Genomic DNA, 14,550 nt, shown 5'->3' with positions numbered 1-14,550 from the left:
GGTCAGGCCCCCCAGCCGGCCTGCGTGCCGCCGACGCGCTCGGCAGCGATTTTCTCGAAATATCCGGACTTGGCGTACGCGGCCATCGGGTCGGGCGCGAGGCCCGCCTCCGCGCGCAGCTCGGCGAGCAGCGGCCGCACGTCGGTGTTGTAGGCGTCCATGAGCACGGCGTTCGCGCCCAGCACGTCTCCCCCGGCCTGGGCGGCGGCCAGCGCGTCCCGGTCGACGAGCAGCGCCTTGGCCGTGGCCTCCTGGACGTTCATGACCGAGCGGATCTGGCCGGGGATCTTGGGCTCGATGTTGTGGCACTGGTCGAGCATGAACGCCACGCCCGCCGCCAGCCCGCCCCCGCGCACGACCTCGTACATGATGCGGAAGAGCTGGAACGGGTCGGCCGCGCCCACCATGAGGTCGTCGTCGGCGTAGAAGCGGGAGTTGAAGTCGAAGCCGCCGAGCTTCCCCTCGCGCAGCAGGAACGCCACGATGAACTCGATGTTGACGCCCGGCGCGTGGTGGCCGGTGTCCACGACGACCTGCGCCTTGGGGCCGAGCCTGAGGCAGTGGGCGTAGGCGGTGCCCCAGTCGGGCACGTCGGTGGTGTAGAAGGCGGGCTCGAACAGCTTGTACTCCAGCAGGAAGCGCTGCCCCTCGCCGAGCCGGGCGTACACCGCGGACAGGGCCTCGGCCAGGCGGTCCTGGCGGGCGCGGATGTCGTCCTGGCCGGGGTAGTTGGTGCCGTCGGAGAACCAGAGCTTGAGGGTGGCCGAGCCGGTGGCGTCCATGATGTCCACGCACTCCAGCAGGTGCGCCAGCGCCTTGCGGCGGACCGCCGGGTCGGGGTTGGTGACGCTGCCGAGCATGTAGGCGTCGTCCTGGAAGACGTTGGAGTTGATCGCGCCGATGCCGACGCCGAGCTCGCGGGCGTGGGCGGCCAGGTGACCGTAGTCGGCCACCTTGTCCCAGGGGATGTGCAGGGCGACCGTGGGCGCGACGCCGGTGTGGGCGTGCACCTGGGCGGCGTCGGCCAGTTTCTCGTACGGGTCGCGCGGCACGCCCCGCTGCGCGAACACCTTGAACCGGGTGCCGCTGTTGCCGTACGCCCACGACGGCGTCTCGATGTGCAGCGCGCGCAGGGCGGCCTTGAGGTCAGTGGTCATGACTCCCCGATCAGTCCAGGTGGAACACTTCGTCCAGCGGCCGCATGCCCTCGTCGGGCCGGCCGTCGAGGTCTTCGAAGAAGGGCGCCATCTCGGCCTGCCAGCGCGCGTTGACCTCGGTGGCGGCCATCGCCTTCCTGGCGGCCTCGAAGTCGGCGGTCTCCAGGTAGCCGACCAGCAGGCCGTCGTCGCGCAGGAAGAGCGAGTAGTTGTGCCAGCCGGCGCGGCGCAGCGCGTCGAGCATGTCCGGCCAGACGGCCCGGTGGCGTTCGCGGTACTCCGCCAGCCGCTCGGGACGGACCTTGAGCAGGAAGCAGACGCGTCGCACGGTCACCCCTCTTCAAAACGTTTTAATCCGTCGCGGAGGAAACTACGATCACACGGGGGCGCTGTCAATGCGTCCGGCGCCGCCAGATCGGCGGGACTGGCCAACCTCGTCGTTGGTACGTTTTAATGTGGCGCCATGGCCATGGTCAGCATCAAGGACGTCGCCGCCCGCGCCGGCGTCTCCCCCGGGACGGTCTCCAACGTCCTGAACAGACCGGCGAAGGTCGCCCCGGCGACCCGCGAACGGGTGGAGGCCGCGATCCGCGAGCTCGGCTTCGTCCGGCACGGCTCGGCCTCGACCCTGCGCGCCGGCCACAGCAGGACGATCGGCCTGAGCGTCATCGACATCGGCAACCCGTTCTTCACCGAGGTCGCCGCCGGGGTCGAGGACGTCGCCAGCGAGCTGGGCTACGCGGTGATCCTCGGCAACTCGGCCGGCTCCCCGGACAAGGAGGAGCGCAATCTGGGCGTGCTGGCCGAGCAGCGGGTGCGCGGCGTGCTGATCACCCCGTCCGGCGAGGACCCGGCCCGGCTGGACCGGCTGCGCGAGCGCGGCATCAGCGTCGTGCTCGTCGACCATCCGGCCCACCGGCCCGACCAGTGCGCGGTCGCGGTGGACGACGTCGCGGGCGGCCGGGCCGCGGTGGCGCACCTGCTGGCCAGGGGCGGGCACGGGAGTGCGGCCGGTGTCGCGTACGTGAGCGGGCCGCTGACCGTGCGCCAGTGCGTCGAGCGGCGGCGGGGCGCGGCGGAGGCGCTGGCGGCGGCCGGGCTCGACCCCGCCTCGCTGCGGGTGGTCGAGGCGGCCGCGATGACCGCCCGCGCGGGTGAGAAGGCCGCCGCCGACCTGATGGCGGACGGCCTGCCCGAGGCCGTGTTCTGCGCCAACGACCTGCTCGCGCTGGGCGTGCTGCGGGCCCTGCTGCGCGCCGGGGTGCGGGTGCCCGACGACGTGGCGCTGATGGGCTACGACGACATCGAGTTCGCCGCCGCCTCGGCCGTGTCGCTCAGCTCGATGCGGCAGCCGACGTACCAGCTCGGCCGCATCGCCACCGAGCTGCTGCTGGACGAGTGCGACAACCCGGACGAGCACGCCCACCAGCACATCATGTTCCAGCCCGAACTGGTCGCGAGGGAGTCCACCCAATGAGCAGATTCGCCGCCGTGGACCTGGGCGCCTCCAGCGGCCGGGTGCTGGTCGCCGACCTGTCGGACGGGCTCGCCACGTCCGTGGTCCACCGCTTCCCCAACGGCCCGGTCCGCCTGGCCGGCCGCCTCCACTGGGACGTCCTGGGCCTCTACCGCGAGATCCTCGCCGGTCTGCGCGCGGCCGGGCCGGTCACCTCGATCGGGGTCGACTCGTGGGCCGTCGACTACGGCCTGCTCGACGAGACCGGCGCGCTGCTCGGCAACCCGGTCCACTACCGCGACGACCGTACGCGTGGGGTGGCCGGGCAGGTGGCCGAGCTGATCGGGGCCGAGGCGCTGTACGCGGTGTCCGGGCTGCAGGTGCTCCCGTTCAACACCGTCTACCAGCTCCTGGCCGACCGGCTCGACGGGGCCGCGACGATGTTGCTCGTCCCGGACCTGATCGGCTACTGGCTGACCGGCGAGATCGGCGCGGAGGTGACCAATGCCTCGACCACCGGCCTGCTCGACGTGCGCACCCGGTCCTGGGCGGTGCCGCTGATCGACCGGTTGGGCCTGCCCGGGGGATCTTCCCCCGGCTGCGGCAGCCGGGCGAGCCGATCGGCGGGGTGCGCCGCGACGTCGCGGCGGAGATCGGCTTCTCGGCGCCGGTGCGGGCGGTGGCCTCCCACGACACCGCCTCGGCCGTGGCCGCCGTGCCGGCCGCCGGGCCCGCGTTCGCCTACGTCTCGTGCGGCACCTGGTCGCTGGCCGGGGTGGAACTGCCCGCCCCCGTGCTCACCGAGGCGGGCCGGGCGGCCAACTTCACCAACGAGGCCGGGATCGACGGCACGGTCCGCTACCTGCGCAACGTCATGGGGCTGTGGCTGTTGCAGGAGTGCCTGCGGGCCTGGCCCGGCTCCTCGCTCGAGGACCTGCTGGCGGCGGCCGCGCGCGAACGTCCCTTCGCCGCGGTGGTGGACCCCGACCTGCCGGTGTTCCTGCCGCCGGGCGACATGCCCGCGCGGATCGCCGCCGAGTGCCGCCGCACCGGGCAGCGGCCGCCCTCGACGCCCGCGGGCTTCGTGCGCTGCGTGCTGGAGAGCCTGGCGCTGGGGCACCGCAACGCGATCCGGCAGGCGATGGAGCTGTCGGGCCGCGAGGTGGAGGTCGTGCACCTGGTGGGCGGCGGGTCGCGCAACGAACTGCTGTGCCGGTTCACCGCCGACGCCTGCGGGCTGCCGGTGGTGGCCGGGCCGGCCGAGGCGACCGCGCTCGGCAACGTCCTGGTGCAGGCGCGGACGGCCGGGCTGGTCGCCGACCTGGCCGGGATGCGCGCGCTGGTGTCCGCCACGCAGGAGTTGCGCCGGTACGAGCCCTCCGGCGACACCACCGCCTGGACGGAGGCCGCCGCCCGCCTGGCCTGACGCCAAACTGTCCCCAAATACGCCTTTGACGTGGGACTTCGGGTTTCCGCCTACCCCCGAGGGGGAGGACCGGGACCGGGGGGAACGGGCGCCGGGGGGAACGATGCCGAGCAAGGAGCGGGTGCTGCGGCTGCTGTCGCAGGGGCTGGACTACGCGGAGATCGCCAGGTTGCTGGGCGTGCCCGCGGGGCGCGCGTATCTGATCGCGACGGGCGTGCCGGCCGACGGGAGCGACGCGGTGGCGCGCCGGCGGGGACGGCCCGGCCTGCTGGCCGGGCGTACCCAGCACCTGGTCAACCCGCGCGAGGTCGGGCCGGTCGAGCGCGGCGACGTGCATGCCTGGATGCGCGAGCGGGCCTGGAGCGACCGGCGCATGCGCCAGACGGGCGCGTGAGCGGCATGGGGTTCTCCTGGCCGCTGCTGCGGCAGCTCACCGGCAAGGACAGGCTCGGCCGGGCGGCCGCGGTGAAGTCGCCGCGCACGGGCGCGCACCCGGCCCGGACGGCCGCCGCCGACCGCGTGGTCAAGTCGGTGTGCCCGTACTGCGCGGTGGGCTGCGCCCAGAACGTCTACGTCCGTGATGAGAAGGTCGTGCACATCGAGGGCGACCCCGACTCCCCGATCAGCAGGGGGCGGCTGTGCCCGAAGGGCGCCTCCAGCCTCCAGCTCACCACCGGCGAGGACCGGCTGCGCAAGGTCCTGTACCGCCCGCCGTACGCCGCCGACTGGCAGGAGCTCGACCTGGAGACCGCCATGGACATGGTGGCCGACCGGATCATCGCCACCCGCCGGGCGACCTGGGAGTGGGAGAACAACGGCCGCCGGGTGGCCCGCACGATGGGCATCGCCAGCCTGGGCGGCGCGACGCTGGACAACGAGGAGAACTACCTCATCAAGAAGCTGCTCACCGCGCTCGGCGTGGTGCAGATCGAGAACCAGGCGCGGGTGTGCCACAGCTCGACCGTGGTGGGTCTCGGCACGTCGTTCGGGCGCGGCGGGGCCACGACGTTCCTGCAGGACCTCCAGCACTCCGACTGCGTGCTCATCCAGGGGTCGAACTTCGCCGAGGCGCATCCGGTCGGGTTCCAGTGGGTGATGGAGGCCAAGGCTCGCGGCGCGGTGGTCATCCACGTGGACCCGCGCTTCACCCGGACCAGCGCGCTGGCCGACCTGCACGTGCCGATCAGGGCGGGCTCGGACGTGGCCTTCCTCGGCGCGATCGTCAACCACGTGCTGGAGAACGAGCTGTTCTTCCGCGACTACGTCCTGCACTACACCAACGCGGCGACCATCCTGCGCGAGGACTACCGCGACGCCGAGGACCTCGACGGCCTGTTCTCCGGCTTCGACGCCGAGCACCGCTGCTACGAGGACGACACCTGGCAGTACGAGGGCATGCACACCGTCGCCGCCTCCGGCGAGCGGGACGAGGACTACGACCGCCCGGCGGGCAGCATGCCGGCCGGCCGCGCCGAGGTGCAGGGCGGCACCGGCGTCCCGCTCGGCGGCGAGCCGCGGCGCGACGAGACGCTGCGGCACCCGCGCTGCGTGCTGCAGGTGCTGCGCCGCCACTTCGCCCGCTACACGCCCGAGATGGTCCAGCAGGTGTGCGGGGTGCCGCCGGAGCTGTTCGCCCAGGTGTGCCGCCACCTGACGGAGAACTCGGGGCCGGAGAGGACCGCCGAGTTCGTCTACGCGGTGGGCTGGACGCAGCACAGCGACGGCGCCCAGTTCATCCGCACGGCCAGCATCCTGCAGCTCCTGCTCGGCAACATCGGCCGCCCCGGCGGCGGCATCCAGGCGCTGCGCGGGCACGCCAGCATCCAGGGCTCCAGCGACATCCCGACGTTGTTCAACCTGCTGCCCGGCTACATCCCGATGCCGCACGCCCACGAGCACGAGAAGATGCGCGACTTCCTGCGCGCCGACGCCTCCTGCCGCGGCTTCTGGGCCAACATGCCCGCCTACCTGGTGAGCCTGCTCAAGGCGTGGTGGGGGCCGGCGGCCACGCGCGACAACGACTTCCGCTTCGACTACCTGCCGCGCCTGACCGGCTCCCACAGCACGTACGACACGGTGCTGGCGCAGCTCGACGGCACCTGCAAGGGCTACCTGCTGCTCGGCGAGAACCCGGCCGTGGGCTCGGCCAACTCCCGGATGCAACGCCTGGGCATGGCCAAGCTCGACTGGCTGGTGGTGCGCGACCTCAACCTGATCGAGAGCGCCACCTGGTGGAAGGACGGCCCCGAGATCGAGACGGGCGAGCTGACCACGTCCGGGATCGGCACCGAGGTGTTCTTCTTCCCCGCCGCGGCCCACACCGAGAAGAGCGGCAGCTTCACCAACACCAACCGCTGGCTGCAGTGGCACCACCGGGCCGTCGAGCCGGACGGCGACGCGCGCAGCGACCTGTGGTTCATGTACCACCTTGGGCGGATCATCCGGCAGAAGCTGGCCGGCTCCGCCGACCCGATGGACCGTCCACTGCTCGACCTCACCTGGGACTACCCCGTCGAGGGCGAGACGGCCGAGCCGGTCGCCGAGGCGGTGCTCGCCGAGATCAACGGCTGGGACGCCGAGGGCCGGCCGCTCGACGGCTACACCCAGCTCAAGGACGACGGCTCGACGGTGTGCGGCTGCTGGATCTACTGCGGCGTGTACGCCGGCGGCGTCAACCGGGCCGCCCGCCGCAGGCCGGCGGCCGAGCAGGACTGGGTGGCCGCCGAATGGGCGTGGGCGTGGCCGGCCAACCGGCGGGTGCTCTACAACCGGGCCTCGGCCGCGCCGGACGGCCGCCCGTGGAGCGAGCGCAAGAAGCTCGTCTGGTGGGACGAGGGCGCCGGCCGCTGGACCGGTCTCGACGTGCCGGACTTCGAGGAGCGCAAACCGCCGTCCTACCGGCCGGGGCCGGGGGCGCAGGGCCCGGCGGCGTTGTCGGGCATCGACCCGTTCATCATGCAGGCCGACGGCAAGGGCTGGCTGTTCGCCCCCTCGGGCGTGGTGGACGGCCCGCTGCCCAGCCACTACGAGCCCCAGGACTCGCCGGTCGCCAACCCGCTCTACGGGCGGCAGCGCAACCCGGCCCGCAAGCTCTACCGGCACGAGGACAACCGTTACCAGCCGAGCGGGGCCGAACCGGGCGCGTCGGTCTACCCGTACGTGGTGACCACGTACCGGCTGACCGAGCACTTCACGGCGGGGGGCATGAGCCGGCACACGCCGTACCTGGCCGAGCTGCAGCCGGAGATGTTCTGCGAGGTCTCGCCCGAGCTGGCCGCCGAGCGCAGGCTCGTGCACGGCGAGTGGGCCACGATCATCACCGCGCGCAGCGCCATCGAGGCCCGCGTGCTGGTCACCGACCGGATGGCGCCGCTGCACCTGGACGGCAAGGTCCTGCACCAGATCGGGCTGCCCTTCCACTTCGGCCCCAACGGCCTGGCCACCGGCGACGCGGCCAACGAGCTGGCGGCCATCTCGCTCGACCCCAACTCCCACATCCAGGAGGTCAAGGCCCTGTCGGCGGACATCCGCCCCGGGCGCAGGCCGCGCGGGCCTGCCCTGCCGGAGCTGGTGCTGGCCTACCGGCGGCGGGCGGGCGTCACCGAGGACACCGGAACGGAGGTGTGAGCCGTGGCCTTCGACCTCGACCAGGCGCCGCTCGACGCCGGCTACGACGACCCGCCCAGGCGCATGGGCTTCTTCACCGACACCAGCGTCTGCATCGGGTGCAAGGCGTGCGAGGTGGCCTGCAAGGAGTGGAACGAGGTGCCGGAGGACGGCCTGCTGTTCACCGGCATGTCCTACGACAACTCCGTCGGGCTCGGCGCCGACACCTGGCGGCACGTGGCGTTCGTCGAGCAGCGCAAGCCGCTGGGCCACCAGGAGACCGGCGCCCGTGACCTGGACTTCCGCTGGCTGATGGCCTCCGACGTGTGCAAGCACTGCACGCACGCGGCCTGCCTCGACGTCTGCCCGACCGGCTCGCTGTTCCGCACCGAGTACGGCACGGTCGTCGTCCAGGAGGACGTCTGCAACGGGTGCGGCTACTGCGTGCCCGCCTGCCCGTTCGGGGTGATCGGCAGGCGCGCGGAGACCGGCACGGCCGCCAAGTGCACGATGTGCTACGACCGGCTGGAGGTCGGCCAGGAGCCGGCCTGCGCCAAGACGTGCCCGACGGACTCCATCCAGTTCGGCGAGCTGGACGAGCTGCGCGAGCGCGCCGACCGCCGGCTGGAGCAGGTCCGCGCGGCGGGCGTGTCCTCGGCCCGCCTGTACGGCCACGACCCCGCCGACGGCGTGGGCGGCACCGGCGCCTTCTTCCTGCTGCTGGACGAGCCACAGGTGTACGGCCTGCCGCCGGACCCCGTGGTGACCACCGCGGACCTGCCGTCGATGTGGCGGCACGCCGGCGCGGCGGCGCTGGTCCTGCTGGCCGGGATGGCCGCCGCGGCGGCCTGGAGGAGGGGCGGATGAGCAACCAGACCGACGTGCGCCTGGACGACGCGCCCGGCCTGCGCACCGAGCGCGAGGCCACGCCCGGATCGGCGGGCCGCGGCAGCCGCTCCCTGCGGCCGCCCGAGCCGGAGGCCGATTCCTACTACGGCCTGCCGGTCCTGAACAGCACGCCCTGGAGCGACCACGACATCGCCGGCTACCTGTTCCTCGGCGGCCTGGCCGGCGCCTCCTCCACGCTGGCCGCCGCCGCCGAGCTGACCGGACGCCCGGCGCTGGCCCGCGCCGCCAAGGTCGCCGCCCTGGGCGCGGTCGGCGGCTCGCTGTACGCGCTGATCCACGACCTGGGCAAGCCGTCGCGCTTCCTGAACATGTTGCGGGTGTTCAAGGTGACCTCGCCGATGAGCGTCGGCACCTGGATCCTGACCGCGTACGGGCCGCAGGCCGGGCTGGCCGCGTTCACCGGGGTGACCGGGCTGTTCCCCCGGCTGGGCCGGGCGGCCACGGTGGGGGCCGGGCTGACCGGGCCGGCGCTGGCCACCTACACCGCCGCGCTGATCTGCGACACCGCCGTCCCGGCCTGGCACGACGGGTTCAGGGAGATGCCGTTCCTGTTCGCGGGCTCGGCCGCCGCGTCGGCGGGCGGGCTCGGCATGCTGGCCGCGCCGGTCGCGCAGGCGGCCCCGGCCCGGCGGGCGGCGGTGCTGGGGGCGGCCCTGGAGTGCGCGGCGGCCGTCCGCATGGAACGCCGGATGGGCCTGACCGCCGAGCCGCTGCGGCGCAGCCGCCTGCTCAGGGCGGGCCAGGCGCTGTCGGTCGCGGGCGCCCTGCTCGGTCAGGGCATGGGCGGTCGCAGCAGGGTCGCGGCGGTGGCCGCGGGGGCGGCCCTGCTGGCCGGGTCGGTGTGCACCCGGTTCGGGATCTTCCACGCCGGGACGGCCTCGGCGTGCGACCCCCGGTACACCGTCGAGCCGCAACGCCGGCGGCTCGCCAAGTCGAGAGCGGAGCGTGATCTGTCATGAGAAGAGTCGCCGAGTACCTGCCGTTCATGGGTATCGTGCTGGTCGTCTGCACGGCGTCCTGGATCGCGGGCAGGAGCAGGCCGGCCAGGCGGGCCTGACCCCGTCCGGGGATCGGTCGGTGGGGCTTACGCTGTCAGTGGCGGCGTGGGGCATACGATCGGCAGATGACCGAAAAGACCGAAACCGCGCCTGGATGGCTGGCACCCGAAGAGCTCGAGTCGGTGCGCGGCCAGTTGCCGATCCTCTACATCGACGCCGTGCCGGTACGGGTCGACGAGACCGGCGTGGTGACCCGCGTGGGCCTGCTGCTGCGGATCGCGGCGGACGGGACGGTCAGCCGGGCGCTGGTCTCGGGGCGGGTGCTGCACCACGAGCGCATCCGCGACGCGCTGATGCGCCACCTGGAGAAGGACCTCGGGCCCGTCGCCCTTCCCCGCATCCCCGTCTCGCCGCAGCCCTTCACCGTCGCCGAGTACTTCCCGACGCCGGGCGTCACGCCGTACCACGACCCGCGCCAGCACGCGGTGTCGCTGGCCTACATCGTGCCCGTGGCCGGTGACTGCCGTCCCCGCCAGGACGCCCTGGACCTGGTCTGGTTCACTCCCGAGGAGGCGTCCTCGCCGGCCGTGCAGCAGGAGATGACCGGCGGCCAGGGGGTGCTGCTCAAGCAGGCGCTGGCCCACGTGGGCCGGCTGGTCTAGCGCCACTCCGGTACGACCCGGCGTCGGGGTGACCGCCGCCGGGCCTTACGTGCCGGCCGGCACGTACACCAGTTCGAGGACTCCCGACGGGAAGGTCGTGCTCTTCACCAGGCGCAGGTTCACCGCCTGGTCCAGCTCGGGGAACAGCGGCGCGCCCCTGCCGGTGACGGCGGGCAGCACCCACAACCGGTACTCGTCGACCACGCCGAGCCTGATCAGGGAGTGCATGAACGCGGTGCCGCCGGCGGCGACGAGGTCCTTGCCGGGCTCGGCCTTGAGCTTGGCGATCTCCTCCGCCGTGTCACCGGCGGCGATCCGGGTCTCGGGCCAGTCGTCGGCCGACTTCAGGGTGCGGGAGAACACGACCTTGGGGATCTCGTTCATCGCCCTGGCGGACGGGTGGTCGGAGCCCGGCCAGTATCCGGCCATGATCTCGTAGGTGTTGCGGCCCATGAGGAAGGCCCCGGCCTCCCACAGCCGGCTGACGAAGTACTCCTCCTGCTCCGGGTCGTCGATGCTCATCATGACGTCCCGGATCCCGTTGTCCCCGTCCGCGCTCTTGCCGTCGAGCGAGACGTAGAAACCCAAGATCAACTTCCGCATCCGATGCCTCCATGTGCTCCGTCCCGGACCCCGCCGGTCGGTGTGGTCGGTCACCCACACACACTCAGACCACCGGTCGCCTCGGAACTCATCGCGCCGGCCGCCGGCCCCTGAGGACGGCCCATCCCCGCGGGCCTGGTCTTGCACGGATCCTCAACGGGAACTCAACGTCCGCCGCCCTAACTTGCCCGTACGACATCCGGTACGACAAAGGAGGAAGACGCCATGAGGACGATCACCAAGCTCGGGACGGCGGCTGCGGCGGGGGCGTTCGCGCTGGCGCTGTCCGCCGGGACACCCGCCACTTCGGCCGCTTCGGCCGCTTCGGCCGCTTCGGCCGCTTCGGCGGTGAGTGCCACCGTCTCCGCCGTCCCGGTCTCCGCGCAGGCCGTCACGGCCACGTGGACGCAGGCCGCCGGCCCGCGTCCCAGCGTCCGGTGGCTGTGCGGCAAGCCGGTCATCAAGAAGCTGGTCCCGGCGTGCTCGCACGGCAGGTGGGAGCCGGTCACGATCAAGAAGATGCGCTGCGTGCAGGGACACGCGCCCTACGTGGGCTGGACGGGGCCGTCCAAGCTCGCCTACTGGGCGATGAAGTGCTTCAAGACGGGCGAGTGGGAGAAGTGGTGACCACCTTCCCCGCGATCGGGCCGCTGTAGCGGCATGACCAGCCCGGAGGCCGCCATGGACGTCCATGGCGGCCTCCGGCGTTGACCCGGCCCTTCTGTGCGCGGCCTCACCGGGCGAGGAACCGTCATCCCATACTCGGCTCCGTCTCCTCCACCGCCTGCGCTGCCCAGTCGGTGAGCTTGTCCCTGGTGATCAGCGTGTGGGGGTGGTCGGCGCCGAGGACGCGTTCGCGGATGGGGAGCAGGGCGGCGAGCTGGTCGCGGGCGGCGGACGCGGCTCCGGCCTGCCCGGTCCAGTCGGCCAGCTGGTTTCGGGTGGCCAGGGTCGCGGGGTGTTCGACGCCCAGGACACGTTCCCGGATGGGGAGGAGGGCGGTGAGCTGGTCGCGGGCGGCGGACGCGGCTCCGGCCTGCCCGGTGAAGCAGGCGAGGTTGTGCCGGGTGGTCAGGGTGGCGGGATGTTCGGCGCCGAGAACGCGTTCTGTGACGGAGAGCAGAGCGGTGAGCTGGTCGCGCGCGGCGGCCGCGTCCCCCGCCTGCCCCGTCCAGCGGGCGAGCTGGTTCCGGGAGGCCAGGGTGCCCGGATGTTCGGCCCCCAGGACGCGCTCGCGGACAGGGAGCAGGGCGATGAGCTGGTCACGCGCGGCGGCCGGGTCTCCGGCCTGCCCCGTCCAGTACGCGACGTTGTGCCGGGTGGCCAGGGTGCCCGGGTGTTCGGCGCCCAGAACACGTTCCTGGATGGCGAGCAGGGCCACGCACTGGTCGCGGGCGGCGGCCGCGTCCCCCGCCCGCCCCGTCCAGCGGGCGAGCTGGTTCCGGGTGGTCAGGGTGCTGGGATGTTCGACGCCCAGGACGCGTTCTTCGACGGGCAGAAGAGCGGCGTACTGATCGCGGGCGGCGGCCGCGTCTCCTGACCGTCCCGTCCAGTCGGCGAGGTTGTACCGGGTGGTCAGGGTGTTGGCATGCTCCAGGCCCAAGACGCGTTCGCGGATGGGGAGCAGGGCGGCGAGCTGGTCGCGGGCGGCGGCCGTGTCCCCTGTCTGTCCCGTCCAGTAGGCGAGATTGTGCCGGGTGGTCAAGGTGGCGGGATGTTCGGCGCCGAGAACGCGTTCTGTGACGGAGAGCAGAGCGGTGAGCTGGTCGCGCGCGGCGGCCGCGTCCCCGGCCTGCCCCGTCCAGTCGGCGAGATTGTGCCGGGTGGCCAGGATGTCGGGGTGCTCGGCGCCCAGGACACGTTGGCGGACCGGCAGCAGGACGGCGAACTGGTCGCGGGCGGCGGCCGCGTCCCCCGCCTGTCCCGTCCAGCGGGCGAGCTGGTTCCGGGTGGCCAGGGTGCCCAGGTGTTCCGCCCCCAGGACCCGTTCTTCGACGGGGAGCAGGGCGGCCAGCCCGTCGCGGGCGGCGGCGGCGTTCCCCGTCTGGCCCGTCCAGTCGGCGAGGTTGTGCCGGGTGGCCAGGGTGCTGGGATGTTCGGCCCCCAGCACACGTTCGCGGACAGGCAGCAGGGCGGCGAGCTGGTCACGGGCGGCGGACGCGTCCCCCGCCTGCCCGGTGCAGATGGCGAGCTTGTGCTGAAAGGCCATGGTCCGAGGGTGTTCGGCGCCCAGTGTCGCCACCGCGTGGGTGTAGCGCTCCTGCTCAAGCTGGACGGCAGCGGTGTAGTCACCGCTCGCGGCAAGATAGGTGGCCACCCGATGCATGCCCGGGGAGTCCAGTGGCAGCATGCTCCGGGCGTGCGGCAACAGTGCCTGGTAGGCGGGCCAGGCGTCGATCGTGCCCGGATCGTCGGGGAGCGCGGCCAGGACCAGGTCCCTGGCCGTGTCACGAACCTGAGCACACCGGCCGGCAGTGAGCTGGTGCAAGGTGACGGCCTGGACCAGCCGGTGGACGCTGACCAGATCCTCCGCCCGGCCGGGGACGACGGTGATCAGGCTGTAGGACTCCAGCAGTGCCAGCGCCTCGCCGACCTGCAACGGGTCGGCCTTGGGCAGGCCGTCCAGAACGGAGCAGGGCAGGTTGTCGGGGGCGAAGCAGGCCAGCAGGTTCAGCACGTCGATCGCGAACGGGTTGACGGCGGCGATGCGGGCGTGGCTGAGCGTCAGCACCTTGGCCACCACGCGTTCGGCGTCGACTCCGGCCGTCGCGGCGCCGTACATCCGGGCGGGGACGGTCGTCAGCAGCTCCAGGTAGGCGGCCAGGGTCATGCGGGGAGTGCGGGCGATGTAGGCGCCGGCCTGGGCCAGGGCGAGCGGCAGGTCCCCCAGCTGTTCGGCCAGCTCCCCCAGCCGGCCGGTGTCGGCGGAGTCCGGCGGGCCGACCAGGCCGGCCAGCAGGGCGATCGCGGCCGGGCGCGGCAACAGCTCCAGCCGGAACGGGGTGACGTTCAGGCGCTGCCAGCCGATGTCGCGGCGGGTGGTGATCAGCACATGGCCGTGGGCCAGGCGGGCCAGGTACGGCTCGACGTCGGCGACGTCCTCGATGTTGTCGAGGACGACCAGCCAGCCGGGGTGGGCGGCCAGCCAGCTCAGCGCCCAGGCGGCGGCCTCCTCCACGGTGGCCTGCTCGGCGGCCACCGAATCGATGGCGCACGTCAGCGCCCGGGCCAGGGCGGCCAGCCCGGCGCGGATCCGGTCGGGGCCGTCGGCGTCGATCCACCACACCAGGTCGTGGTCATGACGGTGGTGGTGGGCGTACTGCAGGGCCAGCTCGCTCTTGCCGACGCCGCCCAGGCCGAGCACGGCCTGGGTGATCACGCCGGGTCCCTTGGCGTCCCGCAGCGTCCGGCGCAGGGCGGTCAGGGCTGCGTCCCGCCCGACGAAGGCCGCCACGGGAGGGCGCGGCAGGCCGGACAGCCCGGCCGGGACCCGCACGGCGCCGGCCGGGGGCAGCGACCGCCGCGGGTCCTGCTGGAAGATCTCGTTGATGGTCTGGTCGCCGACCGCCTGGTAGACCCGGCCCTGCTCCCGGGCGGTGCCGTCCATCTGGACGTCCGGCAGCTCCTCGGGATCCCCCGGGGTGGTCATCGTGTCATCGACGCCCTGGTCGCCGGCCGACGTCTTCGACATGTCTCCAGGGTGCCCTCGAACCGGTGGAAGCGGAGCGGAAGT

Annotated in this window: 11 protein-coding genes and 1 pseudogene; 8 read left to right on the top strand and 4 right to left on the bottom strand. The window is 73.0% G+C overall.

Going from position 1 to position 14,550, the window contains the following annotated elements:
* Nucleotides 1-2 precede the first annotated feature (2 nt).
* Complete coding sequence (rhaI, locus tag ACNF49_RS22475) at nucleotides 3-1,157, bottom strand: L-rhamnose isomerase (protein WP_482944898.1); 1,155 nt, start codon at nucleotides 1,155-1,157, stop codon at nucleotides 3-5.
* Between the two features lie 10 nt (nucleotides 1,158-1,167).
* Nucleotides 1,168-1,485, bottom strand: coding sequence for an L-rhamnose mutarotase (locus tag ACNF49_RS22470; RefSeq protein WP_357986049.1), 318 nt, complete (start codon nucleotides 1,483-1,485; stop codon nucleotides 1,168-1,170).
* Nucleotides 1,486-1,620: 135 nt separating this feature from the next.
* Here ACNF49_RS22470 and ACNF49_RS22465 point away from each other — a divergent pair, with 135 nt between their 5' ends.
* The 7 genes and pseudogenes from ACNF49_RS22465 to ACNF49_RS22435 all read left to right on the top strand — a co-directional run bounded on the left by ACNF49_RS22465 (nucleotide 1,621) and on the right by ACNF49_RS22435 (nucleotide 10,214).
* Nucleotides 1,621-2,634: a LacI family DNA-binding transcriptional regulator gene (locus tag ACNF49_RS22465; protein WP_482944897.1), complete on the top strand. Its 1,014-nt coding sequence runs from the start codon at nucleotides 1,621-1,623 to the stop codon at nucleotides 2,632-2,634.
* Nucleotides 2,631-4,039 (top strand): annotated as a pseudogene (locus ACNF49_RS22460) (rhamnulokinase). Before ACNF49_RS22465 ends, ACNF49_RS22460 begins: the two are co-directional and overlap by 4 nt.
* A gap of 103 nt (nucleotides 4,040-4,142) precedes the next feature.
* Nucleotides 4,143-4,433 carry a hypothetical protein gene (locus tag ACNF49_RS22455; protein WP_357986058.1) on the top strand — a complete coding sequence of 97 codons (291 nt, stop codon included), beginning with the start codon at nucleotides 4,143-4,145 and terminating at the stop codon, nucleotides 4,431-4,433.
* Between the two features lie 5 nt (nucleotides 4,434-4,438).
* A complete protein-coding gene (gene fdh, locus ACNF49_RS22450; RefSeq protein WP_482945567.1) occupies nucleotides 4,439-7,666 on the top strand; it encodes a formate dehydrogenase in 3,228 nt (1,075 codons plus the stop codon).
* A 63-nt stretch (nucleotides 7,667-7,729) separates the two neighbouring features.
* Nucleotides 7,730-8,512, top strand: coding sequence for a 4Fe-4S dicluster domain-containing protein (locus ACNF49_RS22445; protein WP_357986188.1), 783 nt, complete (start codon nucleotides 7,730-7,732; stop codon nucleotides 8,510-8,512).
* Complete coding sequence (gene nrfD, locus ACNF49_RS22440; RefSeq protein WP_482944896.1) at nucleotides 8,509-9,513, top strand: NrfD/PsrC family molybdoenzyme membrane anchor subunit; 1,005 nt, start codon at nucleotides 8,509-8,511, stop codon at nucleotides 9,511-9,513. Before ACNF49_RS22445 ends, nrfD begins: the two co-directional genes overlap by 4 nt.
* A 164-nt stretch (nucleotides 9,514-9,677) precedes the next feature.
* The gene (locus ACNF49_RS22435) at nucleotides 9,678-10,214 is read left to right on the top strand and encodes an NUDIX hydrolase family protein (protein ID WP_357986064.1); all 537 of its coding nucleotides are present in this window, start codon (nucleotides 9,678-9,680) and stop codon (nucleotides 10,212-10,214) included.
* A 45-nt stretch (nucleotides 10,215-10,259) separates the two neighbouring features.
* Here ACNF49_RS22435 and ACNF49_RS22430 read toward each other — a convergent pair whose 3' ends face one another.
* A complete protein-coding gene (locus ACNF49_RS22430) occupies nucleotides 10,260-10,817 on the bottom strand; it encodes a dihydrofolate reductase family protein (protein ID WP_357986067.1) in 558 nt (185 codons plus the stop codon).
* 225 nt (nucleotides 10,818-11,042) lie between these two features.
* Here ACNF49_RS22430 and ACNF49_RS22425 point away from each other — a divergent pair, with 225 nt between their 5' ends.
* A complete protein-coding gene (locus tag ACNF49_RS22425; protein ID WP_482944895.1) occupies nucleotides 11,043-11,444 on the top strand; it encodes a hypothetical protein in 402 nt (133 codons plus the stop codon).
* Between the two features lie 124 nt (nucleotides 11,445-11,568).
* Here ACNF49_RS22425 and ACNF49_RS22420 read toward each other — a convergent pair whose 3' ends face one another.
* Nucleotides 11,569-14,508: a tetratricopeptide repeat protein gene (locus ACNF49_RS22420; RefSeq protein ID WP_482944894.1), complete on the bottom strand. Its 2,940-nt coding sequence runs from the start codon at nucleotides 14,506-14,508 to the stop codon at nucleotides 11,569-11,571.
* Nucleotides 14,509-14,550: the final 42 nt, after the last annotated feature.

Source organism: Actinomadura sp. ATCC 39365 (genome assembly GCF_054392275.1).
Note: the sequence above shows the minus strand (reverse complement) of the source record. Positions and strands in the feature narration are given on the sequence as shown.

Bases quoted from the DNA above. Each gene is read 5' to 3' on its own strand.
- rhaI (WP_482944898.1), bottom strand. From the start codon at position 1,157: ATGACCACTGACCTCAAGGCCGCCCTGCGCGCGCTGCACATCGAGACG.
- ACNF49_RS22465 (WP_482944897.1), top strand. From the start codon at position 1,621: ATGGCCATGGTCAGCATCAAGGACGTCGCCGCCCGCGCCGGCGTCTCC.
- ACNF49_RS22455 (WP_357986058.1), top strand. From the start codon at position 4,143: ATGCCGAGCAAGGAGCGGGTGCTGCGGCTGCTGTCGCAGGGGCTGGAC.
- fdh (WP_482945567.1), top strand. From the start codon at position 4,439: ATGGGGTTCTCCTGGCCGCTGCTGCGGCAGCTCACCGGCAAGGACAGG.
- ACNF49_RS22445 (WP_357986188.1), top strand. From the start codon at position 7,730: ATGGGCTTCTTCACCGACACCAGCGTCTGCATCGGGTGCAAGGCGTGC.
- nrfD (WP_482944896.1), top strand. From the start codon at position 8,509: ATGAGCAACCAGACCGACGTGCGCCTGGACGACGCGCCCGGCCTGCGC.
- ACNF49_RS22435 (WP_357986064.1), top strand. From the start codon at position 9,678: ATGACCGAAAAGACCGAAACCGCGCCTGGATGGCTGGCACCCGAAGAG.
- ACNF49_RS22430 (WP_357986067.1), bottom strand. From the start codon at position 10,817: ATGCGGAAGTTGATCTTGGGTTTCTACGTCTCGCTCGACGGCAAGAGC.
- ACNF49_RS22425 (WP_482944895.1), top strand. From the start codon at position 11,043: ATGAGGACGATCACCAAGCTCGGGACGGCGGCTGCGGCGGGGGCGTTC.
- ACNF49_RS22420 (WP_482944894.1), bottom strand. From the start codon at position 14,508: ATGTCGAAGACGTCGGCCGGCGACCAGGGCGTCGATGACACGATGACC.